At 73.1% G+C, this 26,766-nt stretch carries 23 protein-coding genes; 19 read left to right on the plus strand and 4 right to left on the minus strand.

All coding sequences use genetic code 11. The features are described 5' to 3' along the window. The first annotated feature begins 128 nt into the window (after nucleotides 1–128). Entirely contained in the window at nucleotides 129–521 is a 393-nt protein-coding gene (locus IE252_RS34420; protein ID WP_190093387.1) for a VOC family protein, read from the plus strand. On the opposite strand, the gene IE252_RS34425 is transcribed toward IE252_RS34420, so the two are convergent. Further along, a complete protein-coding gene (locus IE252_RS34425; RefSeq protein ID WP_190093388.1) occupies nucleotides 461–1,183 on the minus strand; it encodes a DUF6597 domain-containing transcriptional factor in 723 nt (240 codons plus the stop codon). The two genes, IE252_RS34420 and IE252_RS34425, sit on opposite strands and share 61 nt — an antisense overlap. 82 nt (nucleotides 1,184–1,265) lie before the next feature. Between IE252_RS34425 and IE252_RS34430 the strand changes: the two genes are divergently transcribed. Genes IE252_RS34430 through IE252_RS34445 form a run of 4 tightly spaced genes read left to right on the plus strand, consistent with a single transcriptional unit; the run spans nucleotide 1,266 to nucleotide 8,292 of the window. Beyond that, nucleotides 1,266–1,628, plus strand: coding sequence for a CU044_2847 family protein (locus tag IE252_RS34430; RefSeq protein WP_190093389.1), 363 nt, complete (start codon nucleotides 1,266–1,268; stop codon nucleotides 1,626–1,628). Further along, nucleotides 1,628–3,364: a VMAP-C domain-containing protein gene (locus IE252_RS34435; protein ID WP_190093390.1), complete on the plus strand. Its 1,737-nt coding sequence runs from the start codon at nucleotides 1,628–1,630 to the stop codon at nucleotides 3,362–3,364. Before IE252_RS34430 ends, IE252_RS34435 begins: the two co-directional genes overlap by 1 nt. Before the next feature lie 19 nt (nucleotides 3,365–3,383). Then, nucleotides 3,384–4,412 (plus strand): AAA family ATPase, encoded by a 1,029-nt coding sequence (locus IE252_RS34440; protein ID WP_190093391.1) that lies wholly within the window; start codon nucleotides 3,384–3,386, stop codon nucleotides 4,410–4,412. Further along, complete coding sequence (locus IE252_RS34445; RefSeq protein WP_190093392.1) at nucleotides 4,402–8,292, plus strand: SAV_2336 N-terminal domain-related protein; 3,891 nt, start codon at nucleotides 4,402–4,404, stop codon at nucleotides 8,290–8,292. The genes IE252_RS34440 and IE252_RS34445 overlap by 11 nt, the downstream gene beginning before the upstream one ends. On the opposite strand, the gene IE252_RS34450 is transcribed toward IE252_RS34445, so the two are convergent. Beyond that, nucleotides 8,289–9,458, minus strand: coding sequence for a YihY/virulence factor BrkB family protein (locus IE252_RS34450; protein WP_190093393.1), 1,170 nt, complete (start codon nucleotides 9,456–9,458; stop codon nucleotides 8,289–8,291). The two genes, IE252_RS34445 and IE252_RS34450, sit on opposite strands and share 4 nt — an antisense overlap. 17 nt (nucleotides 9,459–9,475) lie before the next feature. Between IE252_RS34450 and IE252_RS34455 the strand changes: the two genes are divergently transcribed. From IE252_RS34455 to IE252_RS34465, 3 genes are all read left to right on the plus strand, one after another. Beyond that, complete coding sequence (locus tag IE252_RS34455) at nucleotides 9,476–11,110, plus strand: acyl-CoA dehydrogenase family protein (protein ID WP_190093394.1); 1,635 nt, start codon at nucleotides 9,476–9,478, stop codon at nucleotides 11,108–11,110. 353 nt (nucleotides 11,111–11,463) lie between these two features. Next, nucleotides 11,464–12,717: a helix-turn-helix domain-containing protein gene (locus IE252_RS34460; RefSeq protein ID WP_190093437.1), complete on the plus strand. Its 1,254-nt coding sequence runs from the start codon at nucleotides 11,464–11,466 to the stop codon at nucleotides 12,715–12,717. 43 nt (nucleotides 12,718–12,760) lie between these two features. Next, nucleotides 12,761–13,324: a GNAT family N-acetyltransferase gene (locus IE252_RS34465; RefSeq protein ID WP_190093395.1), complete on the plus strand. Its 564-nt coding sequence runs from the start codon at nucleotides 12,761–12,763 to the stop codon at nucleotides 13,322–13,324. 9 nt (nucleotides 13,325–13,333) lie between these two features. Here the strand turns inward: IE252_RS34465 and IE252_RS34470 are convergent, their stop codons facing one another. Then, nucleotides 13,334–16,126 carry an NACHT domain-containing protein gene (locus IE252_RS34470; RefSeq protein WP_190093396.1) on the minus strand — a complete coding sequence of 931 codons (2,793 nt, stop codon included), beginning with the start codon at nucleotides 16,124–16,126 and terminating at the stop codon, nucleotides 13,334–13,336. Nucleotides 16,127–16,306: 180 nt separating this feature from the next. Between IE252_RS34470 and IE252_RS44380 the strand changes: the two genes are divergently transcribed. The 11 genes from IE252_RS44380 (at nucleotide 16,307) to IE252_RS34525 (ending at nucleotide 25,786) form a co-directional block, all read left to right on the plus strand. Further along, nucleotides 16,307–16,390 carry a putative leader peptide gene (locus IE252_RS44380; protein ID WP_310591794.1) on the plus strand — a complete coding sequence of 28 codons (84 nt, stop codon included), beginning with the start codon at nucleotides 16,307–16,309 and terminating at the stop codon, nucleotides 16,388–16,390. A 114-nt stretch (nucleotides 16,391–16,504) separates the two neighbouring features. Next, entirely contained in the window at nucleotides 16,505–18,202 is a 1,698-nt protein-coding gene (locus IE252_RS34475) for a nitrite/sulfite reductase (RefSeq protein WP_190093397.1), read from the plus strand. After that, complete coding sequence (locus tag IE252_RS34480; RefSeq protein WP_190093398.1) at nucleotides 18,199–18,381, plus strand: hypothetical protein; 183 nt, start codon at nucleotides 18,199–18,201, stop codon at nucleotides 18,379–18,381. The genes IE252_RS34475 and IE252_RS34480 overlap by 4 nt, the downstream gene beginning before the upstream one ends. Then, entirely contained in the window at nucleotides 18,378–19,088 is a 711-nt protein-coding gene (locus IE252_RS34485; RefSeq protein ID WP_190093399.1) for a phosphoadenylyl-sulfate reductase, read from the plus strand. Before IE252_RS34480 ends, IE252_RS34485 begins: the two co-directional genes overlap by 4 nt. Next, nucleotides 19,088–19,657, plus strand: a complete 570-nt coding sequence (gene cysC / locus IE252_RS34490; protein WP_190093400.1) for an adenylyl-sulfate kinase — start codon at nucleotides 19,088–19,090, stop codon at nucleotides 19,655–19,657. The genes IE252_RS34485 and cysC overlap by 1 nt, the downstream gene beginning before the upstream one ends. Then, on the plus strand, nucleotides 19,654–20,592 hold the full coding sequence (gene cysD / locus IE252_RS34495; RefSeq protein ID WP_190093401.1) for a sulfate adenylyltransferase subunit CysD: 939 nt from the start codon (nucleotides 19,654–19,656) through the stop codon (nucleotides 20,590–20,592). Before cysC ends, cysD begins: the two co-directional genes overlap by 4 nt. Beyond that, on the plus strand, nucleotides 20,593–21,933 hold the full coding sequence (locus tag IE252_RS34500; protein WP_190093402.1) for a sulfate adenylyltransferase subunit 1: 1,341 nt from the start codon (nucleotides 20,593–20,595) through the stop codon (nucleotides 21,931–21,933). A 249-nt stretch (nucleotides 21,934–22,182) separates the two neighbouring features. Continuing rightward, nucleotides 22,183–23,292, plus strand: coding sequence for an aliphatic sulfonate ABC transporter substrate-binding protein (locus tag IE252_RS34510; RefSeq protein WP_190093403.1), 1,110 nt, complete (start codon nucleotides 22,183–22,185; stop codon nucleotides 23,290–23,292). A gap of 36 nt (nucleotides 23,293–23,328) precedes the next feature. Next, nucleotides 23,329–24,117, plus strand: coding sequence for an ABC transporter ATP-binding protein (locus IE252_RS34515; RefSeq protein WP_190093404.1), 789 nt, complete (start codon nucleotides 23,329–23,331; stop codon nucleotides 24,115–24,117). After that, nucleotides 24,104–25,024, plus strand: coding sequence for an ABC transporter permease (locus IE252_RS34520; RefSeq protein ID WP_190093405.1), 921 nt, complete (start codon nucleotides 24,104–24,106; stop codon nucleotides 25,022–25,024). The genes IE252_RS34515 and IE252_RS34520 overlap by 14 nt, the downstream gene beginning before the upstream one ends. Nucleotides 25,025–25,030: 6 nt before the next feature. Next, nucleotides 25,031–25,786: a sirohydrochlorin chelatase gene (locus tag IE252_RS34525; protein ID WP_190093406.1), complete on the plus strand. Its 756-nt coding sequence runs from the start codon at nucleotides 25,031–25,033 to the stop codon at nucleotides 25,784–25,786. Here the strand turns inward: IE252_RS34525 and IE252_RS34530 are convergent. After that, nucleotides 25,776–26,756, minus strand: a complete 981-nt coding sequence (locus tag IE252_RS34530; protein WP_229848977.1) for an ArsR/SmtB family transcription factor — start codon at nucleotides 26,754–26,756, stop codon at nucleotides 25,776–25,778. The genes IE252_RS34525 and IE252_RS34530 overlap by 11 nt on opposite strands. Nucleotides 26,757–26,766: the final 10 nt, after the last annotated feature.

The following is a 26,766-nucleotide window of genomic DNA, read 5'->3' on the forward strand; positions in this document are numbered from 1 at the left end:
GGGCAGGGAGAGTGCGCCAAGGGAGGTGCGGAAGCGGAGCGCGCGCCCCGGCGGCTCCGGGCCCGGGCGGCCGCGTCCATGTCCGTTTCGTACAAGACCCCTGCCGGGGCCGCGCCTACGTTGAAGCCATGAACGCACGATTCGACTCCATCGGCCTGATCGTCTCCGACATGGCCGCCTCGCTCGCCTTCTACCGCCGCCTCGGCCTCGACATCCCGGCCGGGGCCGACAGCGAGCCGCACGTGGAGCACACGCTCCCGGGCGGCACCCGGATCCTGTGGGACACCGAGGAGGTGATCCGCTCCTTCGACCCGGACTGGACCCGCCCGCAGGGCGGCGGCCGCGCCGACCTGGCCTTCGCCTGCGACAGCCCCGACGAGGTGGACCGGGTGTACGAGGAGCTGGTGGCGGCCGGGTACGCCGGTCACCTCAAGCCCTTCGACGCCTTCTGGGGGCAGCGCTACGCGACGCTCCACGACCCGGACGGGGTGGGCGTCTCGCTCTTCGCCGCCTCGGCGTAGGCGGTGAGGGTGGTGCCGGCCAGGCCGCGCATCTCGCGGGCGAGGTGGGCCTGGTCGGCGCACCCGGCGGCGAGCGCCGCCTCCGCGTACGGCACGCCCGCCAGCACGAGGTCGAGCGCCCGCTGGAGGCGCAGGACGCGCGCGAGCGTCTTGGGGCCGTAACCGAAGGCGTCCAGGGAGCGGCGGTGCAGCTGGCGGGCGCCGAGCCCGACCGCCTCGGCCGTCGCGGCGACCGGGGCGCCCGCCGCGAGCCGCTCCGCCACCGACCGCATCAGCGGGTCCGGCTCCCCGGTCCTGGTCAGCGCCACGGCCTCGAGGGCGGTGGCCGGGTCCGGTGCCTCGGCGATCCGTTCGGCGAGGCGGCGCACCTCGCCGCCCGGCCAGAGCGCGTCGAGGTCCACGCGCCGGTCGCGCAGCTCGTGCGCCGGTACGCCGAGGGCCGCAGGTCCCGCGCCCGGTGCGAAGCGCACGCCCGCGAACCGGGCCCCGGCGTCCGCGTCCGGTACGTACGCGTGCGTGTCGGGACCGGCGACGAAGAGCTTCCCGTCGCGCCACAGCAGGTCCATGCAGCCGTCCGGCAGGACGGGGCGGACGGCGCCCGGCTCCACCGTGCGCGCCCAGACCACCGCGCCGGCCAGCCGCGAGGCACGCTCTCGGTACATGTCTTCGAGGCTAACCCGGACAGCGGCGGGGGTGCTCCGCCACAATGGTCGCCCGGTCCGGCACGGCTGCGAGGGGGCGGCGATGGGTGCGCTGATGGAGTTCCAGACCGACGAAGGCGCGCAGGTCGTGGTGGAGGTCGAACGGCACGCCTCCGGCGCCAAGTTGGTGCGCCGGGGCGACAACTCGGTGTCCGAGGCGGCCCGTACGTTCGACAGCGCCCTCGAAGGCATCCGGGCCGCCGCCGAGTCCGCGCTGCACGTCTTCCGGGACGGCCGGCTCAAGCCGGACGCGGTGGAGCTGGAGTTCGGCGTGAAGCTGACCGCGGAGGCGGGCGCGGTGATCGCGAAGACGGCGGTGGAGGGCCATCTCATGGTGAAGCTGTCCTGGTCGCCCGGGACCGCCGCAGCCACCACCCCGGCCCCCGGAGCCACGGCAGCTCAGTGATGGCGTCACCCTCCTGGCACGCGTACATCGAGTGCGGCGGCGCGGTCGGCGCCGGGTTCCTGTTCACCGACCGCCGGGTGCTGACCTGCGCCCATGTGGTGTGGCAGGAGGAGCGGGCCGAGGTGCGCTTCCCCGGGCTGCCGGGGCGCGAGCCGGTCGCGGCGCGCGTGGTGGCGCGTGGCGGCTGGGCGGGCGGCGCCCGGGACCCGGGCGACTGGGCCGTGCTCGAACTGGCCGAGGCCGTCCCGGTCCGCCCCGCCCGCTTCGCGCGCCCCGACGCGCCGTACGCGTACCCGCCGCCCAAGCTCCTCGCGCACGGCTTCCCGGAGGACTACGAGGAGGGGGTCATCAGCGAACTGCGCGTCGGCTCGGCCGAGTTGACCAGCAACGAGTGGACCCAGCTGGAGGACTGGAAGGGGTACGGGACGCCGGTGAGCGGCGGGTTCAGCGGGGCGGGCGTGCATCTGGCCGAGGGCGGCGAGGCGGTCGGCATGGTCTCCTCGATGGACCCGGTGCGGATGGTCTCGGCGCAGGTCCTCGCCCGGTCCTGGCCGCCGCTCGCCGAGCACGTGCCGACCCCCGGCCACCAGGCCGCCGAGAAGCGCGCCCTGGCCTCGCTCCTGGCGCGCGTGCCCGAGGGCGCGGCCGACCCGGACCGGCTGTTCCGGCAGGCGGTGGGGCCGCTCGGCCTGGCGCCCCCGGACGGCGGCTTCGCCAATCTGTGGGAGGCGGTGTGGCATCTGCTGGCGGAGTCGGTGCCCAGGGCGGGCGCGCTGCCTCTGGCCGAGTTCGCGGTACGGCTCGCGGCGGCGGCCGACGAGGGTCCGGCGCCGGACCCCGGCCTCGGGAGCGGGCTGCGCGAGTGGGCCCGTGCCTACCGGGCCCGCTTCAACGACCCGGGCGGCGGCCCCGGACGGGCCCCCGACCTGGGCTGGTCGCCGGTCCTGGTGGAGATCAACCGCAGCGGCGAGGGCAGGAACGCGCTCCTGGTCGAGGTGTACGCGTACCGGGACGGCAGCCGCAGGCTCGTCGACGCGGCCACCGTCACCGGCGAGAGACAGCTGCGCGAGTGGGTCCTGGACCGGGTCGACGCGGCGTTCGGGGACCTCGACGACCGGGGCCGGGCGCTGGTCGCGTTCGCGCTGCCGCGCAACTGGCTGCACAAGCCGGTCGACCAGTGGGTGCGGCGCAAGGGCATCGAGCCGCCGCTCGGCTGTGTGTCACCGGTCGTCGTCATGGACCGGCTGCGCCGCAAGAACCCGCGGCTCCAGTGGACGCTGCGCCAGATGTGGGAGACCCTCGACGGCCGCAGCGGCTCCCCCGTGTACCGCATCGAGTGCGGCAGGGCGCCCCGCCCGGACAAGCTCTCCGTACAACTCCAGGACGTGTACGGCCCGGTGGGGTTCGCCCGGCCGCCGGACCCGGCGCGGGCGGCCACCGAGCCGCACGGGGCCGCGCTGAACGCGCCCTCGCCGATCGTGCTCTGGCCGCACACCGGCTGCACCGGGGCCGCCTGCGACGGCGGGTGCCGGGGCAGCGGCTTCCTGGACGAGCTGGGCCGCTGGCTGGCCGACCTGGCGCCCGGTGAACTCCCCGGCCACGTCCTGAAGTTGCGCAAGGAGGCGTTCATGCACGACGAGGGCGGGCCGCACTGGGCGGCCGGGCTCACCCTCGTCTGGGAGGACCCGCGCCGCTTCCCCGCCGTCGCCCCGCCCGACCGGTCCCCGCTGAGCTGAAGGAACTGGAGCAGCGCGAATGTCCCTGTGGCCCGTGTACACCGGCGGCGGCGAGCCGCACGACGGCATCACCCAGCTGCCTCCGCCGCCGCCCTGGCGCGCCTTCGACGGGAAGCCGGTGCTGCCGCCGCCGTCCGAGGACCCCGACGACGCGGCCTCCTCGCCGGACCGCACCCACCGCGCACAGACGTACGTGGTCACCGAGCAGAGCGTCGAACTGGTCAACGCGGCCCTGTACTTGAGGCGCCCGCTCCTTGTCACGGGCCCGCCCGGCAGCGGCAAGTCGAGCCTTCCGTACGCGGTGGCGCGCGAGCTGATGCTGGGCCCCGTGCTGCGCTGGAACGTGACGAGCCGCAGCACGCTGGACGACGGGCTGTACCAGTACGATCCGCTGTCGCGGCTGTACGCGGCGCGGGAGGAGCGGACCGAGGCCTTCGGGACCCCGAGCGACATCGCCGAGCATCTGCGGCTCGGCCCCCTCGGCACCGCCCTGCTCCCCCACCAGCGCCCCCGGGTCCTGCTGATCGACGAGATCGACAAGGGCGATCTGGATCTGCCGAACGACCTGCTCAACGTCCTGGAGGAGGGCCAGTTCGAGATTCCGGAGCTGGTGCGGACGGCACACCGCCATCCCAACGCGGCCGTCATGGTGGCGGGCGCGGACCTACGGGTGCCGGTGCACCGGGGCCGCGTCCGCTGCCACGCCTTCCCCTTCGTCGTGCTCACCAGCAACGGCGAGCGCGAGTTCCCGCCCGCGTTCCTGCGCCGCTGTGTGACGCTGGAGCTCAAGCAGCCGGACAAGCAGCAGCTCAAGGCGATCGTGGAGGCACATCTGGGCCCACTCGACCACCACGCGCTGGAGCTGGTCGACACGTTCCTGCACCGCGCGTCCGGCGGCGAGCTGGCCACCGACCAGCTCCTCAACGCGGTGTATCTGACCCGCACTTCGGGGCTCCAGGGCACCTCGCGCGAGCAGCTCGCCGAGCACCTCATGCCGTATCTGAGCCAGGCGCTGGAGCCGGAGGGCCTGCGGCCCGATGAGTTCTGAGCCCGCCGGGCAACGGCATCTCGCGGACCGGCTGCGGCGCGTGCTCGCCGCGGCGGGCGGCCGTGCGCCGACGGGGCGGGAGCTCGCGGAAGCGCTGTGGCTGGCAGGGCACATAAGGCCGGAGCCGGAGGTGCGCAGTGGCACGGACGCCCGGCTGCCGCTGCCGCCGCTCCCCGACGACGTACGGGAGCGGGCGGCCCGCGAACCCGAGGAGGCCGCCGGGGAGAACCCCGCCGAGCCGCCCTACGAACCCGAGCGGGTGCCGCTGCGCACACCCCCACCCCCCGCGCCCGCGCCGGAGCGCGCTGGCGACCACGCGCCCCTCCTCACGCCCGCGCCCGCGATGCTCGCGCACCCCCTGGCGCTCCAGCGGGCCGTACGCCCGCTGAAGCGGCGGGTGCCGTCGGCGTACGAGCGGGAGTTGGACGAGACGGCGACCGCCCACCGGGGCGCGCTGGTCGGCGACCGGCCCGAGTGGTGGTTCCCGGTGCTGCGCCCGCGCCCGGAGCGCTGGCTGCACCTGCGGATCGTCTTCGACTCGGGTCCCACCATGGCGATGTGGCGGCCGCTGCTGCGCGACCTGCACCGGGCGCTGGCCCAGACGGGCGCGTTCCGCACGGTGGAGGTGCTGCCGCTGGCCGCCGACGGCGGGCTCCCGGCGCGCCCGGCCGCGACCAGCCGTACGGCCGTGCTCGTCCTCAGCGACTGCATGGGCCCGCAGTGGCGGGACGGCCCGGCCGGGCGCCGCTGGTACCGCACGCTGCGCGGCTGGGCTCGGACCCTGCCGGTCGCCGTGGTCCAGCCGCTGCCGGAACGGCTGTGGCAGTACACGGCGTTCGCGCCCGCCGCCGGACTGCTGAGCGCGCCGGGCCCGGGCGCGGCCGGGACGTCGCTGACGTTCCTCCCGTACGAGAGCGACGCGGCCGCGCCCGCACCGGGCGGCATCCCGGTGCCGGTCCTGGAGCCGTCGGCGCGCTGGCTGCGCAACTGGGCGGAGCTGGTGGGGGCGCGCGGCGGGACGCAGGTGCCGGGCGCGGCGGCGGTGCTGGGGGTGCGCCCGCCGCACGGCGATCCGGCGTCCCCGGTCCCCGATCTGCCCGCCGACGAACTCGTGCTGCGGTTCCGGTCGGTGGCGTCCCCGGCCGCGTTCCGGCTCGCGGCGCATCTGGCGGTGGGGTGCGCGCATCTGCCGGTGATGCGGCTCGTGCACGCGGCCGTGGAGCCGCACCCGCAGCCGCAGCACCTGGCCGAGGTGGTGGTCCTGAGCGGCATGCTCACGGCGGTACCGGGCCCGCCGGGCGCGTACGACTTCCGGCCCGGGGTGCGCGAGGTCCTGCTCGGCACCCTGCCGCACACGGCCCACGTCCGTACGACCGGCCTACTGAGCCGCGTCAACGCCCGCATCGAGGCGATGGCGGGCGCGGTCCCGGGCGAGTTCCGCGCCCTGGTCGCGGCGCGGGGCGGGCCGGTGGGGGCGGTGCCGGGGGATCCGTTCGCGCTGGTGAGCCGGGAGAGCGTGCGGTTGCTTCGGGGGCCGGAGGGGGTGGGTGGGGGCGGGCGGGTGCTGGCGGGGCGGTACGAGTTGCTTGAGCTCATCGGGCCGCGCCCGCCCGGCGAGGTGTGGCGGGCGTCCGAGCTGACGTGGCGCCGGACGGTGGCGGTCACGCTCTACCGCTTCCCGTCGGACGGCCGGCCCGCCCCCACGCACGGGTTCCTGGCCGACGCCCGCCGGGTCGCCACCGTCCACCACCCCCAGCTGCTGCTGAACTTCGACGCGTTCGCGGCCGAGGACGCCTGGTGCCTGGTGACCGAACTGGTCGAGGCGCCGACACTGCGCGAGTCGATGGCGCGGCACCCGGACGGCTGGCCGGCGGAGGACATTCTTCGTACCGGGCGGGAGCTGCTGTCCGGTCTCGGCGCGCTGCACGAGGAGGGCATCGTCCACGGCGGCGTACGCGCCGAGAACGTCCTGATGTCGGACGAGCGGGGAGCGCTGCTGTGTGACCCGGGCGTGCGGCACGATCCGGGGCCTCGGCCGGAGGACGATCTGCTGGAGGTGGGGCGGCTGCTCTTCGAGGTGGCGGTCGGCACCCGGCTCACGGACGAGGGCCTGGCCACGGCCCCGGCCGTGCTGCACGAGTACCGCACCCCGCTCTCCCTGGCCGTTCGGTCGGCGATCGCCGGGCTCCTTGACAGCTCGCTCGGAGTCCGCCGCCGCGCCGCCGCCGAACTACTCGACGCCCCCTCCACCACCCGCCGCGTCTACCGCCTGCTCGGCCCGCCCGAGGCCTGGGTCGACGGCATTCCGGCGCCCGACTCCGACGGCCCCGAGCTGCGCATGCTGTGCGCGCTGGTGCTCGCGCGCGGGGAGCGGGTGGCGGGCACGGAGCTGTGGGAGCCGGAGTGGCGGCACGACGTCCACGCCGTGGCGAACCGGCTCAGGCGCCTGGGCCACCCGGTCGAGGGCACGGCCGACGACACGTACCGGCTGACCCTCAAGGGCGCCGACGTCGACCTCCTCGGCGCCGAACAGCTCGTCTTCCAGGCGGAGGCGGCCGAGTCCTCCGGCGACCGCGACCTGGCCCTGGAGCGGTACGAGACCGCGCTCGGCCTGTGGGCGGGCGAGCCGCTGGAGGGGATGCCGGGGTACTGGGCGGCGCGGCACCGGGGGGAGCTGGCGGAGCTGCTGCGGACGGTGGTGGAGCGGCGGGATGTGCTGCTGCTGAGGACGCCGCACACCGTGGTGGTGATCAGGGTCCGGTCCCGGGAGACAGAGGTCATCCCCGTCGCGTTGCCCGCGACCCTGGAGGCCGTGTTCGGGGCTACCCCGCAGGCCGAGGATCCGTACGGCGCCGCCCACCTCGTCCTGCGGATCGACGAACCTCCGCATGCTGTTCTGCGTTCGGTGGTCGAAGCACTGCCCCAGGCACTGGACGAAGCCGTGCGGCGCGGCGTCCTGGATCCCTTGCTGCTGCGCGTTCTGGTACAGGCCCCTGACCGGTCGGAAGACGGCCGGTTCCTCCTGGAGGTCCCGCCGGAAGCCGTCGAGGGAGTGCGTACCGCGACCGTGGAGGTCTGCGTGCCGCAGGCCCTCTTCGAGACCCTCGAAAGTCCGGCACCCACCTACTACGGCCGTTTCGAGCGGGATGGCGTCCCGGTCTGGTTTCGACGCGTCACGCCGACCGCAGAGCACCACGCCTCACTCCTCATCCCCCTTCCCAGCGCCGTGGACGGGTTGGCCTTCGCCGCCGAAGCAACCGTCACCTGGGTGGAGCATCCGGCCCCCGTACTGAACGAGGTCACGCGGCGACTGAGCATGGAACTCGCCCCCTTGGTGCGCGAGCACGGGCTCGCCCAGATCGACCTGGTACAGGCGGCGGTGGACTCACGCCTGAGCTGGCCCCTGCCCATGGGTCCGGGCGGTGTGGGCTTCCGTGCCCGCGTCACCCTCCACCCCTCCCTCACCCCCCTCCGCACCCTCCTCACCCCCACCCGCACCGTCCTCGTCGACCACGACGGCACCCTCTCCCGCCCCCACGCCCGCGAGGCGATCCGGGCCCTCACCGGCTCCGGGCGGCGGGTCGTCGTCGTGACCGGCGGGGCGGAGGCTTCGGTCGAGCGGGTGCTCGGGGACGTGGCCGTGGACATCCGGGCCAGGACGCAGATGGGCGAGGACGCCATCCTCCAGGCCGTCGGGACCGTCGCCGACGCGCTCGTCGTCGGGCGCATGCCCGGTGCTGCGGCCGCCGCCGCCCGGCTCGGCGTCCCGTACGTCGGGATCGCCGACGGGGCGGCCTCGGCGGCGGACCTGCGGGCGGCGGGGGCGACCCTCGTCACCACCTCGCTGTCCGCGATCGCCCAGGCGCTGGCGGACGGCTAGGGCTTGTCGCGCCCGTGCGGATCCCGCGTCCCGTGCAGCCGGGACTTCACGTCGTCCGGCGGGAGGAAGCGCGACCACCGCTCCGGGTACTCCGACGGCATCCCGGGGTCGGCGGGGTCGTAGTCGTCCGGGTCGGCCTGGTAGGCGGCCCGGGCCTGGGCCGCGCGGGCCACGATCTCGGCGGCCTGGGCCGTCTTGGCCCGCTCGTTGGCGGCTCGGGCGGCGGCCGTGGCGACCGACGGCCACACCCGGTCGATCGCCGCGTTGACGGCCGCGCCCACCAGGACCGCGAAGGCCGAGACGCCGATCCACAGCAGCACGGCGACCGGCGCGGCCAACGAGCCGTAGATCGTGGGGCCCTCGACCGTGTTGGTGAGGTAGATCCGCAGCAGGAACGATCCGAGCACCCACATCGCCAGGGCGACCAGCGCGCCCGGCACGTCCTCGATCCAGGGCGAGCGGACCGGCACCGAGACGTGGAAGAGGGTGGTCAGGAATGCCACCGAAAGGAGGATCATCACGGGCCAGTACAGAACGCTGATCAGATCCGTCCCCCACGGGATCAGCTCGACCACCCGGTCCGGGCCGACCACCGCCAGCGGCAGCACCACCGCGCCGATCAGCAGGGCCACGATGTAGAGGAGCAGCGAGAGCATCCGGGTGCGCACGATGCCCCGGTGGCCGTCGAGCCCGTACATCACGGTGATGGTGTCGATGAAGACGTTGACGGCCCGGGAGCCCGACCAGAGCGCGAAGGCGAAGCCGATGGAGACGATTTCCGGCCGTTTCCCCTTGGTGACGTCGGCCAGCAGCGGCTCGGCGAAGTCGTGGACGCCCCGGTCGGAGAGGACGGACTGGGCGGCGGTGAGGATGTTCTTGTTGATGCTGGCGACGGTGTCCGTGTTGGTCCAGCCGTCCACGTAACCGAGCAGCGCGATAAGGCTGAGCAGCAGCGGAGGCAGCGAGAGCAGGGTGAAGAAGGCCGCTTCGGCGGCGAGTCCGAGGATGCGGTACTCGATGCACGAGTTGACGGTGTCCTTCAGGAGCAGCCAGGCCATCTTCCGCTTCGATACGTTGCGGTAGAGGACGCGGGCCCGGTGGAGTCTGCTCGGGGCCCGGTGGAGTCGGCCCGATGGCCGCTCGGGTGTTTCATTTGCTGGCTGCACGTCCTTACCGTATCGGCATGGCAGCCACCACCCACACAGTGACCAACCAGGCTCCGCCCCTGGTGGGATACGACGTCTTCTTGTCCGACCGCGCTCTCGCCGAGGGGGTGGAGCGGCATCTGGCGCCCGGTCTCGTCGAGGAGGCGCGGGACGAGCTCAGCGCCCTCGGGCGCACCGCGGGTTCCGCCCAGGCGCAGGAGTGGGGCGTCCTGGCGAACGAGAACCCACCGAAGCTGCGCACCCACGACCGCTACGGCAACCGGATCGACGAGGTGGACTTCCACCCGAGCTGGCACCGGCTGCTCGAGCACGCCGTCGGGGCGGGCCTCACCGACGCCTGGGGGCGGCCGGGCGGGCACGTGCGGCGCGCCGCCGGGTTCCTGGTGTGGACGCAGGCCGAGGCGGGCCACGGGTGCCCGCTGTCGATGACGCACGCGGCGGTGCCCGCGCTGCGCACCGACCCGGCGCTGGCGGCCGAGTGGGAGCCCCGGCTCACCTCCCATGTGTACGAGGAGGGGCTGCGGCCGGCCGGCGACAAGGCCGGGGTGCTCTTCGGGATGGGCATGACGGAGAAGCAGGGCGGCAGCGACGTCCGGGCCAACACCACCCAGGCGAGGCCGCTGGGGGACGCCGGTGAGTACCTGCTGACCGGGCACAAGTGGTTCTGCTCGGCGCCGATGTGCGACGGGTTCCTGGTGCTCGCGCAGGCGCCCGGCGGGCTGACCTGCTTCCTGGTGCCCCGGGTCCTCGACGACGGGACCCGCAACACGTTCCGGATCCAGCGGCTCAAGGACAAGCTGGGCAACAGGTCCAACGCCTCCAGCGAGGTCGAGTTCGACGAGACGTGGGCGCGCCGGGTCGGCGACGAGGGGCGCGGGGTGCGCACCATCATCGAGATGGTGGCGGCGACCCGGCTGGACTGCGTGGTGGGCTCGGCGGCGCTGATGCGCCACGGCGTGGCGCAGGCGATCCACCACGCCGCGTACCGCAGCGCGTTCGGCGGGGTGCTGATCGAGAAGCCGCTGATGAAGAACGTGCTGGCGGATCTGGCGCTGGAGTCGGAGGCGGCGACCACGCTGGCGCTGCGGCTCGCGGCGGCCAACGACTCCGGTTCGGAGCAGGACCGGGCGCTGCTGCGGCTCGCGGTGCCGGCTGCCAAGTACTGGGTGACCAAGCGGTGTACGCCGGTCGTCGCCGAGGCCCTCGAATGTCTGGGCGGCAACGGGTACGTGGAGGAGTCCGGGCTGCCCCGGCTGTTGCGCGAGTCGCCGCTGAACTCGATCTGGGAGGGCTCGGGTAACGTCCAGGCGCTGGACGTACTGCGGGCGCTCCAGCGCGAGCCGCACGCCCTGGACGCCTTCCTGCAGGAGGTCGGCCGGGCGCGGGGCGCGGACCACCGCCTGGACGGGGCGATCAAGAACCTGCTGACGGAGCTGGCGGACCTGGACGGCATCGAGGCCCGGGCGCGCCGCCTGGTGGAGCGGATGGCGCTGGTGCTCCAGGGGGCGCTGCTGGTGCGCTGGGCGCCGTCGCAGGTCGCGGACGCGTTCTGCGCGTCCCGCCTCGGCGGCGACTGGGGTACGGCCTTCGGGACGCTGCCGCACACGCTCGACCTGGGCGCGGTCGTGGAGCGGGCGCGGGCGGAGGCCTGACCAGCGTTGCGAGAAGGGCGGGCGCCCGGGCCTTCAGCGGCCCGGGCGCCCTGACCGGAACGTGCGTCGGGGGTGGTGCTGCGCCGACACGGCACCACCCCCGCACTCTCATGTGCCCTCACGGGCCATGACGACCGGACGTCCGGTGTTCCACCACCTTCGTACACACGCACAGCCGTTCGCGAGAGTTGCAAAGGGTTGCAACCCTTGTGCGGCATATCGCCGCGCGCGAACGCCCGGGCGGGCACGATGAATTCGTGGCACCCGCGTTCAACTCCCCCTCGGAACGCCGGTGCCGGCAGGAGGACCCAGTGCAGGACACCACCCCCCTCGACCCGGCCCGGCTGGCCGCGATGGACGTGCGGGAAGCCACTCGGCTGCTGAAGGGCATGCGGGCGGCCGCGCTCGCCGGACTGCCCTCCAAGGTCGCCCCGCGCGCGGAGATCGACGCGTCCTGGCGCCGGGTGCTCGGCCACGGCGTGGACCCGGACGGCGCCCGCCAGAGCGGGCTGCTGCCGCTGGCGGAGGTGGAGCGGCGGCGCCAGGCCTCCCCGCTCAGGGAGGTGCTGCCGGTGCTGCGGGAGGCGCTGGTGTCGGTCGCGGACGCCGCGCAGCACATCATGGTCGTCTCCGACGCCGACGGGAAACTGCTGTGGCGCGAGGGGCACGCCTCCGTCCTGCGGAGCGCCGACGCGCTGGGTTTCGAGGTCGGGGCCGACTGGAGCGAGGGCGTGGTGGGGACCAACGGGGTGGGCACCCCGCTGATCACCGGCCGCCCGATGCAGGTGTACTCGGCCGAGCACTTCGTCTCCACCCACCACACCTGGACGTGCGCGGGCGCGCCGATCGTCGACCCGCGCGACGGGCGGCTGCTCGGCGTGGTGGACGTGAGCGGCCCGCTGTCCACGATGCACCCGGCGACGCTGGCGTTCGTCACCTCCGTCTCGCGCCTCGCCGAGGCCGAGCTGCGCACCCGCCACCTCGCCGCCGTGGAGCGGCTGCGCACGGTGGCGGCTCCCGTGCTGTGCCGGGTCGGCGGCCGGGCGCTCGCCGTGGACACCAACGGCTGGACGGCGGCGGTGACGGGGATGCCGCCGGTGGACCGGCTGCCGCTGCCGAAGTCGTTCCGGGCGGGCCGCGTCTGGCTGCCCTCGCTCGGCATGTGCGCGGTCGAGCCGCTGCCGGGCGGCTGGCTGGTGCAGGCGGTGGGCGACGACGTACGGCCGGCGGACGCGATACCCCTGCGGGTGGTGCTGGACCTGAGCCGTCCGCGCCGCTCGTCGGTGACGGTCTCGGGGGACGCGGGCAGCTGGACCCAGGAGCTGAGCCCGCGCCACGCCGAGCTCCTCTACGTACTGGCCCTGCACCGCACCGGCCGCACGGCCGCGCAGCTGGCCCACGACATCTTCGAGGACCCGACGCGTACGGTAACGGTACGGGCGGAGATGTCCCGGTTGCGGCGCCATCTGGCCGAGGTGCTGGCCCATCGGCCGTACCGGTTCGCGGAGGACGTGGAGGTGGAGGTGGTCCAGCCGCCCCACCCGGCGGACCTGCTCCCCCACTCGACGGCCCCGGCGGTGCGGGGGGGCCGCCACCACCCGTACTGACCTGCGCTTGAACGGGGAGCCCCGGCCGTGATTCGGTGACGGCATGAACATCCCCGTCACCACCTGGTCCCTGGAACAGACGTCCCCGGCGGACCTGCGCCCCGCCGCCGAGCCCACCGAAGACCTCCGGATCGTCCGCGCCGAGGTGCCCTCACCGGAGTTCAGCCGCTTCCTCTACACGGCGGTCGGCGGCGACATCCACTGGATCGACCGCCTGTCGTGGTCGTACGCACAGTGGCAGGAGTTCCTTGCCAGGCCCGGCGTGGAGACCTGGGTGGCGTACGAGAACGGCACCCCGGCGGGTTACGTCGAGCTCGAAGCGCAGGACGAGGGCGCGGTGGAGATCGTCTACTTCGGCCTGATCCCCGCGTTCCGGGGCCGCCGCATAGGCGGCCCCCTGCTGTCGTACGGCATCGCCCGCGCCTGGGACCTGGCGGACCGCTGGCCGGACCTCGACGCCACCAAGCGGGTGTGGCTGCACACGTGCTCGCTGGACGGGGAGCACGCGATGGACAACTATCTGCGGCGCGGGTTCCGGCTGTTCGACACGAAGGTGGCGCAGGAGCCGGAGGTGGAGACGCCGGGGCCCTGGCCCGGGGCGAACTAGTCGCGGAGTTCAGGCGCCGCCGGACTCACGGCGGTTCAGGTGCTGCCGGACGAAGCGGCGCAGGGGGGTGCGTGCGGCGTCGGCCCGGGCGGTGAGCACGTACCCCCGCAGGACGAGTGCGGCGAAGGCTCCCAGGACGCCCAGGGCGACCGCGAGGGCCGGTTCGGATCCGAACCAGTCGTGCCAGGCGGCGACGGCGCAGAAGCAGGCGACGGGCAGCACGGCGAGCCCGATCGGCTCGTCCACGAAGAACAGGCCCCATCCGCCGACGACGAGGAACACGGTCGCCCAGTCGAGCCACACCGGCCCCCACGGCTGCCGGCCGACGACCGCGTCGGCCATCCGCACCAGGCCACACACGGAGACCGCCGCGGCGAGGACGAGCGTGAGCGTGTAGTGCCAGCTGTTGACGTAGTCGTAATCGGGCTGCTCGACGGGGGTGTTGGCCTCTTCCCAGGCGGCGACGGAGATCGGGGAGGGCTGGTCGACGAGCAAGCGGGCGGCCGCCTCGATCTCGGGCGGAAGCTGGTGGAACATCCGGGTGCGTACGGCAGAGGTGCCCGCGTCCAGCAGGGCATTGCCGGGCGGGGCTTCGTGGTGCACCAGGCCCAGCGCCACCACGATGCGCGGATCCACCTCCACCTCGGGCGGCGGCTGCGCCCCCTCCCCGAGGATCCCCGCCGCGATCCTGCTCACCCGCCGGACGAGAGGATCATCCGCCCCGACCGCGAACGGCTGCCAGACCCACAAGTATTCGGACACGCCTGCCCGCTGCGGCGTCCGTCTCAGCGCGTCCTCGATCGCCCGGTCCCGCAGCAGGTCTGCCAGGTAGAACGCGACCTCCCCCGACGGCGAGTCGGCGAGGAAGGCCGTGAGCGCCACCGCCGAACGCGGGGTCCGGATCTGCCACAGCGCCCTCAGCGCCTCCCGCCACCCCCGCAGGGCGGCCATCTCCAGCGAGGGGACCGCCAGGTCGCCCATGGACACGAGAGCGGGTGCGGCCGCCGGGACCCCGGGCAGCAGTTCGGCGAGGCGCTCCGCGGCCCTGGGCAGATTGGTGGCGGCGAGCGCGGCCAGGGCCGCCGCCTGGCGTTCGGCGCCGCGCACGTCGGCCGCGAGCGTCGAGAGGATCGCGAACACCGCGTCGCCCCGCGCCCGCCGGTCCCCCGCCACCACCCCGAACGCCCCGATCACCGCCTGCCGCTCCGCGCCGGTCGCCCGCCCCAGCCGGACCCAGAACCTCCCCACGATCTCGTCGGCCAGCCCCTCGTCCACCACCTGCGCGTCCGCCAGGCACTGGAACGCCAGCACGGGGTCGACCGCGAGCACCGCCCGCACCACCTCCGTGCAGTCCCGCGTCTCCGCCCCGCACCACAGCCGTACCGTCTCCCGCCAGGTCGCGGAGTCGTGGCGGTAGCGGGTGAGGAGGCCGGTGGGGTCCGCCGCGAGGCGGGTCGCGGCCAGGTACTCCTGGAGGGTGAGGTGGGCGAACTGGTAGCGCTCGCCGCTGTCCACCGCGAGCAGCAGGCCGCTGCGCTCGACGATCTCCTCCAGGACGTCCTGGGCCTTCTCCGCCGGTCGGCCCTGCTCCTCCAGGGCCGCCCGTACGCACGCCAGGACCTCCCGTTCCGGCAGGGCCAGGCGGTCGTGGACGTGCGCGGGGACGTCCTGGGCGGCGAGGGCGAGGGCCTGCAGGACCGCCTTCTTCACCGGGTGCGAGAAGCGCGCGTCGCGCCGGCTGTCGCCGAGCAGGCTGTCCGTGACCTGCTTGTAGAAGTCCGCGCGGGTGTGCGGAAGCACCTGGTCCGTGCCCGCGTACACATTGCTGTACAGGTACGCGATCATCGTCAGGAGCAGCGGGTTGCGGGCCAGCGGCATCAGCTGCGGGGTGTCGCGCAGCGCGCCGAGCAGCTGCTCCACCGTGTCCGGCGCCAGGTGCTGCGGCCAGGGCCAGCCGTGCAGGAAGCGGCGGACGAGGTGCTCGTCGAACTCCTGGACGCGCAGGGTGCGGTCGGCGTCCTCGGTGAACTCGCCCCGGTAGACGGCGATCCGGCAGGTGATCACGGTCCGGCACTTGGCGTGGGTGCGCATGAACTGCCCGATCGCGTCCGCTACCTGTTTGCGCCGGTCCGTCGGCACCTCGTCCAGACCGTCGAAGTAGACGGCGAGGCGACCCTCCCCGAGCGCCCGGTCGGTCCACTTCCCGGCGCCCGGGAAGTCATGGTCCGCGAAGTGTTTCACGATGTGGTCACGGAGGTCCCCCTTCTCCAGGTTCACCTCGTGCAGCTTCAGCAGGACCGGTACGTCGACCAGCTCGCCCGGGTCCGCCTTCGGCGGGCGGCGGCGGCCGTACCAGGCGCGGCGCGGCGGCCCGTCCGGGCGGTAGCGCTCGCGGCACCAGGCGAGGACGGTGTGGCGCAGCAGCATCGTCTTGCCCGCGCCGGGCACGCCGAGGACCACGGCCCGGCGGGCCTCGTGCAGCGACGCCGCCGCCTCGCTCTGCTCGGCGCCCGCGCCGAAGCCGGACGCGGTGCGCAGCGGGACGTACACCGACGACATGTCCATGGCCTGCGGGTCGTCGACGCGGAAGGAGACGGAGAAGCGCTCGTGCCGCTCGTGGACGCGGACGATGTAGCGGCGCAGGGCCGTGCGGGCGAGCAGGGCGCTGCCCGCGAGCCGGTCGTAGAGGAGGGCGCCGATCTTGTCGACGAGTGACTTGAACCAGTCCTTCAGTTTGAGGACCAGCACCCCGGCGGCGAAGGCCGCGACGGCCGGGCCCCACGTCTGCGGCTGACTCCACACGAGCGTGCCCCCTCACCCCCGGCGCCTCCCCGGCACAAGGCAGGATAGGAGCGGCGGCGGTCCCGCGTCCGGTGGACGCCCGAGGTGACCCACAGCACACCGTCTCGCGATTCGGGACATTGTTGTCCACATTTTGGATAGTGGTGGACTGGCCCGAGATGCCCGTGACACGCTTCCGTCATGTCCGGAACTGGAATTGCCTTGGTGAGTCGACGACACGTCGACCTGGGCCGCATGTCCAGCGCCATCTGTCCGGCCCGCTGAGAGACCCCAGCACCGCCGCCCCCAGCTTCTCCACCGTTCTTGCGCACCACCGCGCCCGCAGCGCGAGTGTGCAGGTCAGAGCCGCCCTCCTGCAGTCCCGAAGGACGTATCCCCATGGCCGCCACCCCAGACAAGCCCGCCTCCACCGCCCCCCGCCGCAAGCCGGGGCGCCACCGTGGTGAAGGCCAGTGGGCCGTCGGTCACTTCACGCCGCTCAACGGGAACGAGCAGTTCAAGAAGGACGACGACGGTCTCAATGTGCGGACACGTATTGAGACGATTTACTCCAAGCGCGGATTCGACTCCATCGACCCCAACGACCTGCGCGGACGCATGCGCTGGTGGGGTCTGTACACCCAGCGCAAGCCCGGGATCGACGGCGGCAAGACCGCGATCCTGGAGCCGGAGGAGCTCGACGACTCGTACTTCATGCTGCGCGTGCGGATCGACGGCGGGCGGCTGACCACCGAGCAGCTGCGGGTGGTCGGGGAGATCTCGCAGGAGTTCGCGCGCGGGACCGCCGACCTCACCGACCGGCAGAACATCCAGTACCACTGGATCCGGATCGAGGACGTGCCGGAGATCTGGCGCCGCCTCGAAGCCGTCGGTCTGTCGACCACCGAGGCGTGCGGCGACACCCCGCGCGTCATCCTCGGCTCGCCGGTCGCCGGCATCGCCGAGAACGAGATCGTCGACGGCTCGTCGGCGATCGACGAGATCCAGCGCCGGTTCATCGGCAACCCCGAGTTCTCCAACCTGCCGCGCAAGTTCAAGTCCGCCGTCTCCGGCTCGCCGCTGCTCGACGTGGCGCACGAGATCAACGACATCGCCTTCGTCGGCGTCGAACACCCCGAGCACGGCCCCGGCTTCGACCTGTGGGTCGGCGGCGGGCTCTCCACCAACCCCAAGCTGGGCGTGCGCCTGGGCGCCTGGGTGCCGCTGGAGGACGTGCCGGACGTGTACGGCGGCGTGATCGGCATCTTCCGCGACTACGGCTACCGCCGGCTGCGCACCCGCGCCCGGCTGAAGTTCCTGGTGGCCGACTGGGGCGCGGAGAAGTTCCGCCAGGTCCTGGAGGACGAGTACCTGAAGCGCGAGCTGACCGACGGGCCCGCGCCCCAGCAGCCGCCCGCGGTCTGGCGCGACCACCTCGGCGTCCACAAGCAGAAGGACGGCCGCTTCTACGTCGGCTTCGCGCCCCGCGTCGGCCGCGTCGACGGCACCACCCTGACCAAGATCGCGGAGCTCGCCGAGGCGCACGGCTCGGGCCGGCTGCGGACCACCGCCGAGCAGAAGATGATCGTGCTCGACGTGGCCGAGGAGCAGGTCGAGTCGCTGGTGGCGGGCCTGGAGGCGCTGGACCTGAAGGTCGCGCCGTCCCCGTTCCGCCGCGGCACCATGGCCTGCACCGGCATCGAGTACTGCAAGCTGGCGATCGTCGAGACCAAAGCGCGCGGCGCCGCGCTCATCGACGAACTGGAGCGCCGCATCCCGGACTTCGACGAGCCGCTCACCATCAACATCAACGGCTGCCCGAACGCCTGCGCCCGCATCCAGGTCGCGGACATCGGTCTCAAGGGCCAGCTGGTCCTGAACGACGAGGGCGAGCAGGTCGAGGGCTACCAGGTGCACCTGGGCGGCGCGCTCGGCCTGGAGGCGGGCTTCGGCCGCAAGGTCCGCGGCCTGAAGGTCACTTCGGCCGAACTGCCCGACTACGTGGAGCGGCTCCTCAAGCGCTTCGAGGCCGAGCGCGAGAGCGGCGAGCGGTTCGCCGCGTGGACCGCCCGCGCCAGCGAGGAGGCCCTGTCGTGAGCGAGCGAGCGGCGCCCTTCTACTGCCCCTACTGCGGCGACGAGGACCTGCGGCCCAGCGAGCAGGGACACGGTGCCTGGGAATGCGCGGCGTGCAGCCGCGCATTCCAGCTGAAGTTCCTCGGGCTGCTGTCCCGGGGACTCCAGCGGGCCGACACCGGAGGGAACGAGCAGATATGACGACGACTCAGGAGCAGCGCACCGGCGCTGAGTTGAAGGCACTGGCCGAGCAGGCCGGGCGCGACCTGGAGGACGCCTCCGCCCTGGAGATCCTCCAGTGGGCGGCCGACACCTTCGGCAAGCGGTTCTGCGTGACCTCCTCGATGGAGGACGCGGTGGTCGCCCACCTCGCCTCCCGCGCGATGCCCGGCGTGGACGTCGTGTTCCTCGACACCGGCTACCACTTCCCGGAGACCATCGGCACCCGGGACGCGGTGGCCGCCGTACTGGACGTCAACGTCATCACATTGACGCCGCGTCAGACGGTGGCCGAGCAGGACGCCGAGTACGGGCCGAGGCTGCACGACCGCGACCCCGACCTGTGCTGCGCGCTGCGCAAGGTCAAGCCGCTCCAGGAGGGCCTGACCGCGTACTCCGCGTGGGCGACCGGGCTGCGCCGCGACGAGTCCCCGACCCGGGCGAACACCCCCGTGGTCGGCTGGGACGAGAAGCGGCGGAAGGTCAAGGTCTCCCCGATCGCCCGCTGGACGCAGGACGACGTGGACGCGTACGTCGCGGAGCACGGCGTGATCACCAACCTGCTGCTCATGGACGGCTACCCGTCCATCGGCTGCGCGCCCTGCACCCGCCGCGTGGCGGAGGGCGAGGACGCGCGGGCCGGCCGCTGGGCCGGGCGCAACAAGACCGAGTGCGGGCTGCACGGCTGATGACCAACACCCAGGAGAACCAAGTGAGCGCGGCGACCACCGGAGCCACCGTCTGGCTGACCGGGCTGCCCAGCGCGGGCAAGACCACCATCGCGTACGAGCTGGCTCAGCGGCTGCGCGGGGAGGGCCACCGGGTCGAGGTGCTCGACGGCGACGAGATCCGCGAGTTCCTCTCGGCCGGGCTCGGCTTCACCCGCGAGGACCGGCACACCAACGTGCAGCGGATCGGCTTCGTCGCCGAGCTGCTCGCCTCCAACGGCGTCAAGGCGCTGGTGCCGGTGATCGCGCCGTACGCCGACAGCCGCGACGCGGTCCGCAAGCGCCACCAGTTTGAGGGCACCCCCTATCTGGAGGTGCACGTCGCCACTCCCGTGGAGGTCTGCTCCGAGCGCGATGTGAAGGGCCTGTACGCCAAGCAGGCGGCGGGCGAGATCAGCGGGCTGACCGGGGTCGACGACCCCTACGAGGCCCCCGAATCGCCCGACCTGCGGATCGAGTCGCACCGCCAGACCGTGCGCGAGTCCGCGTCCGCGCTCCACGCACTGCTCACCGAGAGGGGTCTCGCATGACGACGCCCGCTGCCGCCCTGACCGAGGGCACCGACAGCCCGTACGCGCTGAGCCACCTCGACGCCCTGGAGTCCGAGGCGGTGCACATCTTCCGCGAGGTGGCGGGCGAGTTCGAGCGGCCGGTGATCCTCTTCTCCGGCGGCAAGGACTCGATCGTCATGCTGCACCTGGCGCTGAAGGCGTTCGCCCCCGCGGCGGTCCCCTTCACGCTGCTGCACGTCGACACCGGGCACAACTTCCCCGAGGTCATCGAGTACCGCGACCGGGTGGTCGCCGAGCACGGGCTGCGGCTGCACGTCGCCTCCGTGCAGGAGTACATCGACCGCGGCGACCTCAAGGAGCGCCCGGACGGCACCCGCAACCCGCTGCAGACCGTGCCGCTGACCGAGGCCATCCAGCGGCACCGCTTCGACGCCGTGTTCGGCGGCGGGCGGCGCGACGAGGAGAAGGCCCGCGCCAAGGAGCGGGTGTTCTCGCTGCGCGACGAGTTCTCCCAGTGGGACCCGCGTCGCCAGCGCCCCGAGCTGTGGCAGCTCTACAACGGCCGGCATGCGCCGGGCGAGCACGTGCGGGTCTTCCCGCTCTCCAACTGGACCGAGCTGGACGTGTGGCAGTACATCGCCCGCGAGGAGATCGAACTGCCGCAGATCTACTTCGCGCACGAGCGCGAGGTGTTCCAGCGGGCCGGCATGTGGCTGACCGCGGGCGACTGGGGCGGCCCCAAGCAGGGCGAGAGCGTCGAGAAGCGGCTGATCCGCTACCGCACGGTCGGCGACATGTCCTGCACCGGCGCCGTCGACTCCGACGCGACGACGCTGGACGCCGTGATCGCCGAGATCGCCGCCTCCCGGCTCACCGAGCGGGGCGCGACGCGCGCCGACGACAAGATGTCCGAGGCCGCGATGGAAGACCGCAAGCGCGAGGGGTACTTCTAGATGTCCACCACGATCGAGCAGTTCGCTGACCTGTCCGCCACCACCCTGCTGCGCTTCGCGACCGCCGGGTCCGTCGACGACGGCAAGTCCACCCTGGTGGGCCGGCTCCTGCACGACTCCAAATCGGTCCTCACCGACCAGCTGGAGGCCGTCGAGGCCGCCTCCGCCAAGCGCGGCCAGGACGCCCCCGACCTGGCGCTGCTCACCGACGGCCTGCGGGCCGAGCGCGAGCAGGGCATCACCATCGACGTCGCCTACCGCTACTTCGCCACGCCCCGGCGCCGGTTCATCCTGGCCGACACCCCCGGGCACGTGCAGTACACCCGGAACATGGTGACCGGCGCCTCCACCGCCGACCTCGCCCTGGTCCTGGTCGACGCCCGCAACGGCGTGGTCGAGCAGACCCGCCGACACGCCGCGGTCGCCGCCCTGCTGCGGGTGCCGCACGTGGTGCTGGCGGTCAACAAGATGGACCTGGTCGGGTACGAGGAGGCGGTCTTCGCGGCGATCGCCGAGGAGTTCACCACGTACGCCGCCGAGCTGGGCGTGCCGGAGATCACCGCGATCCCGATCTCGGCGCTGGCCGGCGACAACGTGGTGGAGCCGTCCGCGCACATGGACTGGTACGGCGGCCCGACCGTCCTGGAGCACCTGGAGACGGTCCCGGTCAGCCACGACCTCACCGGCTGCCACGCCCGGCTGCCCGTGCAGTACGTGATCCGTCCGCAGACCGCCGAGCACCCCGACTACCGGGGCTACGCGGGCCAGATCGCCGCGGGCACCTTCCGCGTCGGCGAGAGCGTGACCGTGCTGCCGTCGGGCCGCACCTCGAAGATCTCCGGGATCGACCTGCTCGGCGAGTCGGTGGACGTGGCCTGGACCCCGCAGTCCGTCACGCTGCTCCTCGAGGACGACGTCGACATCTCGCGCGGCGATCTGATCGTGCCGAGCGGGGACGCGCCCGCGACCACGCAGGACGTGGAGGCCACCGTCTGCCACGTGGCGGACCAGCCGCTCGCCGTGGGCCACCGCGTGCTGCTCAAGCACGGCACCCGTACCGTCAAGGCGATCGTCAAGGACATCCCGTCCCGGCTGACCCTCGACGACCTGTCGCTGCACCCGCACCCGGGGCAGCTGGTCGCCAACGACATCGGCCGCGTCAAGATCCGCACCGCCGAGCCGCTGCCGCTCGACTCGTACGCCGACTCGCGGCGCACCGGTGCCTTCATCCTGATCGACCCGGCCGACGGCACCACGCTCACCGCGGGCATGGTCGGCGAGTCGTTCGCCTCCCCCGAGCCGGTCAAGGCCGACGTCGACTACGACGGGTGGGACTTCTGACGATGAGCGCCCAGGACTTCTACTCCACGTTCGCGAAGGAGGGCGGCCGCGTAGGCAGCGGCGCCCTCGGCAGCGGCCAGGGCGGGGTCGGCCGATGTGCGCGATGACGTACGCGCACCGCTCGCGCGCCCTGCGGCTCCACCCGCACGACCCGCTCCATCCGTACAGACGAAGACCTGCCGCTCTCCCGGCCATCTTCCCCGTCCCCAGGGGGACTTGACCGCCGGGCCAACGAGAGGAACACCTCCCGTGCCTGCCAACCGCACCGCTCTGCGCCGAGGCCTCGCCGCCGCCGCTGCCCTCCCGCTGCTCTTCCTGGCCGCGTGCAGCTACGGCTCCGAGAAGAAGTCCGACGACAGCCAGAAGGCCGGGTCCGCCTCCGACGCCAAGAAGCTGTCGGCGGACACCGTGAAGATCGGCTACTTCCCGAACCTCACCCACGCCACCGCGCTGGTCGGCGTCCAGGAGGGCCTGTTCCAGAAGGAACTGGGCGGCACCCAGGTGAAGACCTCCACCTTCAACGCGGGTCCCTCCGAGATCGAGGCGCTGAACGCCGGGTCGATCGACATCGGCTGGATCGGCCCGTCCCCGTCGATCAACGGCTACACCAAGTCCAAGGGCCAGAACCTGCGCATCATCGGCGGCTCCGCCTCGGGCGGCGTGAAGCTGGTGGTCAACCCCGACAAGATCAAGTCCCTGGACGACGTCAAGGGCAAGAAGATCGCCACCCCGCAGCTGGGCAACACCCAGGACGTGGCCTTCCTCAACTGGATCGCCGAGAAGGGCTGGAAGGTCGACGCCCAGAGCGGCAAGGGCGACGTCTCCGTGGTCCGCACCGACAACAAGATCACCCCGGACGCCTACAAGTCCGGCTCCATCGACGGCGCCTGGGTGCCGGAGCCGACCGCGTCCAAGCTGGTCTCGCAGGGTGCGAAGGTCCTCCTGGACGAGGCCGACCTGTGGGCCGACAAGGAGTTCGTGATCACGAACATCATCGTGTCGCAGAAGTTCCTCAAGGCGCACCCCGACGTCGTCGAGGCGGTGCTGCGCGGCTCGGTGAAGACCAACGACTGGATCAAGGCCAACCCGGACAAGGCCAAGGCCTCCGCGAACGCCGCGCTGAAGACGCTCAGCGGCAAGGCGCTGCCCGCCAACGTCCTGGACCCGGCCTGGCAGTCGATCAAGACCACCGACGACCCGCTGGCCGCCACCCTCGGCATCGAGGCCGACCACGCGGTCAAGGCCGGTCTGCTGAAGAAGCCCGACCTGGACGGCATCTACGACCTGGCCCCGCTCAACAAGGTCCTCAAGGCCCTGGGCAAGCCCGCGGTCGCCGACGCCGGCTTCGGCGTCAAGTAACCCCGTACCCGTACCAGTTCCCAGGAGGTGACGACCATGGCCACCGCAGTCGCCGAGGCCGAGGAGCGAGCCGCGACCCAGTACGCGGCCCGGATCGGGCACGTGTCGAAGTCGTTCGCCGGTCCCGCCGGCCCCCAGCTCGTGCTCGACGACATCACCCTCGATGTCGCGCCGGGCGAGTTCGTCACCCTCCTGGGAGCCTCCGGGTGCGGCAAGTCGACGCTGCTGAACCTGGTGGCGGGACTGGACAAGCCGACCGCCGGGACGATCGAGACGCCCGGCGGGCGGCCCGCCCTGATGTTCCAGGAGCACGCGCTGTTCCCGTGGCTCACCGCGGGCAAGAACATCGAGCTCGCCCTGCGGCTGCGCGGCGTGCCCAAGGCCGAGCGCCGCGAGCGCGCCGAGGAGCTGCTCGAACTGGTGCGGCTGACCGGCGCGTACGGCAAGCGGGTGCACGAGCTGTCCGGCGGTATGCGCCAGCGCGTGGCGATGGCCCGCGCGATCGCGCAGGACAGCCAACTGCTGCTGATGGACGAGCCGTTCGCGGCGCTCGACGCGATCACCCGGGACGTCCTGCACGACGAGCTGACCCGCATCTGGCGCGAGACGAACCTGTCCGTCCTGTTCGTCACGCACAACGTGCGCGAGGCGGTCCGGCTCGCCCAGCGCGTGGTGCTGCTCTCGTCCCGGCCGGGCCGGGTGGCGCACCAGTGGACCGTGGACATCCCGCAGCCGCGCCGCATCGAGGACTCCGACGTCGCGGAGCTCTCCGTAGAGATCACCGAACAACTGCGTGGGGAGATCCGCCGCCATGGCCAGCACTGAGACGTCGACGGGCGACCAGCCCGTCAAGACCGTCAAGGCCGACAAGGACACCCACGACCTCGCCGGTCTGGAGGCGGGCCTCGACGCACTGGAGACGGTGCACAGCGGCCGCACTCCGCTGCGCGAGACCCTGGTCCAGAAGGTCCTGCCGCCGCTGTCCGCGATCGCGCTGGTCCTGGTGGTCTGGCAGGGCCTGGTGTGGGCGGAGGTCGCCGACGAGACCAAGCTGCCCTCGCCGTCCTCGGTCTGGTCGGGCCTCAAGGAGCTGTGGCTCCAGGGCACCCTGCTCGACATCGTCTGGACCAGCGTCTCGCGCGGGCTCCTCGGCTTCCTGCTGGCGCTGGCGATCGGGACGCCGCTGGGGCTGATCGTGGCCCGGGTGAAGTTCGTCCGCGCCGCCATCGGCCCGATCCTGTCCGGCCTCCAGTCGCTGCCGTCGGTGGCCTGGGTGCCGCCGGCGGTGATCTGGCTCGGTCTGAACAACTCGATGATGTACGCGGTGATCCTGCTCGGCGCGGTGCCCTCGATCGCCAACGGCCTGGTCTCCGGCGTCGACCAGGTCCCGCCGCTGTTCCTGCGCGCGGGCCGCACCCTGGGCGCCACCGGGCTGCGCGGCACCTGGCACATCGTGATGCCCGCCGCCCTGCCCGGCTACCTGGCGGGCCTCAAGCAGGGCTGGGCGTTCTCCTGGCGCTCGCTGATGGCCGCCGAGATCATCGCGTCCTCGCCCGATCTGGGCCTGGGGCTCGGCCAGTTGCTGGAGAACGGCCGCAACAACTCCGACATGCCCGGCGTCTTCCTCGCCATCTTCCTGATCCTGATCGTCGGCATCGCGATCGACCTGCTCATCTTCAGCCCGCTGGAGCGCTATGTGCTGCGCAGCCGCGGTCTGCTGGTGAAGAGCTGAGCCACGATGTACGGACCCGTCCTCCTCGTCATCGCCCACGGCAGCCGCGACCCGCGGCACGCGGCGACCGTGCACGCCCTGGTGCGGCGCGTACGGTCGCTGCGGCCCGGGCTGCGCGTGGAGACCGGTTTTCTGGACTTCAACGCCCCTTCCGTGCCAAGGGTCTTGGAGCGCCTGGCCTTCGAAGGCGTACGGGAAGTGGTGGCCCTGCCGCTGCTGCTGACCCGGGCCTTCCACGCCAAGGCCGACATCCCGGCGGTGCTCGCCCAGGCGCCGCCGCAGCTGGACGTCCGCCTCGCCGACGTCCTCGGCCCGTCGCCGCTGCTGCTCTCGACGGTGGAGCGACGGCTCCAGGAGGCTCTGTACGAGGCGGGGCTCGCCCCCGCCGACAAGCGCTCGACCGGGGTCGTCCTGGCCTCGGCGGGCTCCACGGACCCGGAGGCGATCGCAGTGATCGCAGACGTAGCGCGGGAGCTGCGGCACACCGGTTGGTGCGCCGTGCGACCTGCGTTCGCCTCCGCTGCTCTGCCCCGTACCGAGGACGCGGTACGGGAGCTGCGCGCATCCGGCGTGCGGCGCGTCGCCGTCGCCCCGTACGTCATCGCCCCCGGCTTCCTGCCGGACCGCATCGCCCGGGGCGCCCAGGACGCGGACGTGCTGGCCGATGTGCTGGGCGCGGCCCCGGAGCTGGCCCGGCTGCTGCTCGTACGGTACGAGGAGGCCCGGGCACGGGCGGCGGGACCGGCCGCGCTCACCGCCTGAGCAGGTCCTCGGCGAGCGAGGTGCGGGCGTACTGGACGCCCCGGCCGCGCCGGGCCCGGTGCAGCAGCCCCGCGTCGTAGAGCACCGACAGGTGCTGGCTCACCGCGCCCGGGGTGATCTCCAGCCGCCGGGCCAGCTCGGTGGTGGTGGCCGGCTCCGCGAGCAGGGTGATCAGCCGGGCGCGGGCCGGGCCCAGGAGGCGGGTCAGGGCGCGGTCGGAGACCGGCGGCGGCAGCTCGCTGAGCGTGCCCCGGCCGTGCGCCGGGTAGTTGAGGACCGGCGGCAGTCCGGGGTCGACGGTGGAGATGGCGCCGCGCGCGAACGTGGTCGGCATCAGGACCATGCCCCGGCCCGCGACCCGGATGTCGGCCGCGGGCCACTTGTCCGGCATCGGGTGCTTGAGCCGCACCCGGTCCCCGTGCCAGGTGAGCCGTTTGTCGAGGTCCGGGAAGAGCACGGCCGCGCCCTGCTCGGCCAGCACCCTCGACTGATGGGCGAGGTCGGCCTCCAGGACCGCGCGGGCCCTCGGCCACCAGTCGGGGGCGAGGCACTCGTGCCAGTAGCGGTCGAACGCGGCGGCGACCCGCTCCAGGAAGGCCGCCGGATCGGCGAGCCCGTCCCGCAGCAGCGGCGGCAGCTCCGCCTCGCCGAAGGTGCGCAGCACGTCCGGCCCGATCACCTCCAGCGGCGTGGCCCGCAGCTGCGCCAGCTGCTCGGCGAACGTGGCCCGCACCTTCTCCGGCCGGGGCGTCAGGAAGTCCGGGATGAAGCCGTGCGGGGCGACCAGGGCGGCGAACAGCTCGGTGTCCTGGCGCTCGTAGAGCGGGCGCAACCGGCGCAGCCAGGGCCGCTGATGGGGAAAGCGCGACCCGTCCCACCAGGCCCACAGGGAGAACACCGCCTCCTGGAACGGCGAGTACGCGAACGACGTGCTCGCGAGGTCGCCGACGCCGAACCTGAACTCGATCACTCCCGGCCCC

This window comes from Streptomyces melanogenes, assembly GCF_014649795.1.
Taxonomy (GTDB): domain Bacteria; phylum Actinomycetota; class Actinomycetes; order Streptomycetales; family Streptomycetaceae; genus Streptomyces; species Streptomyces noboritoensis.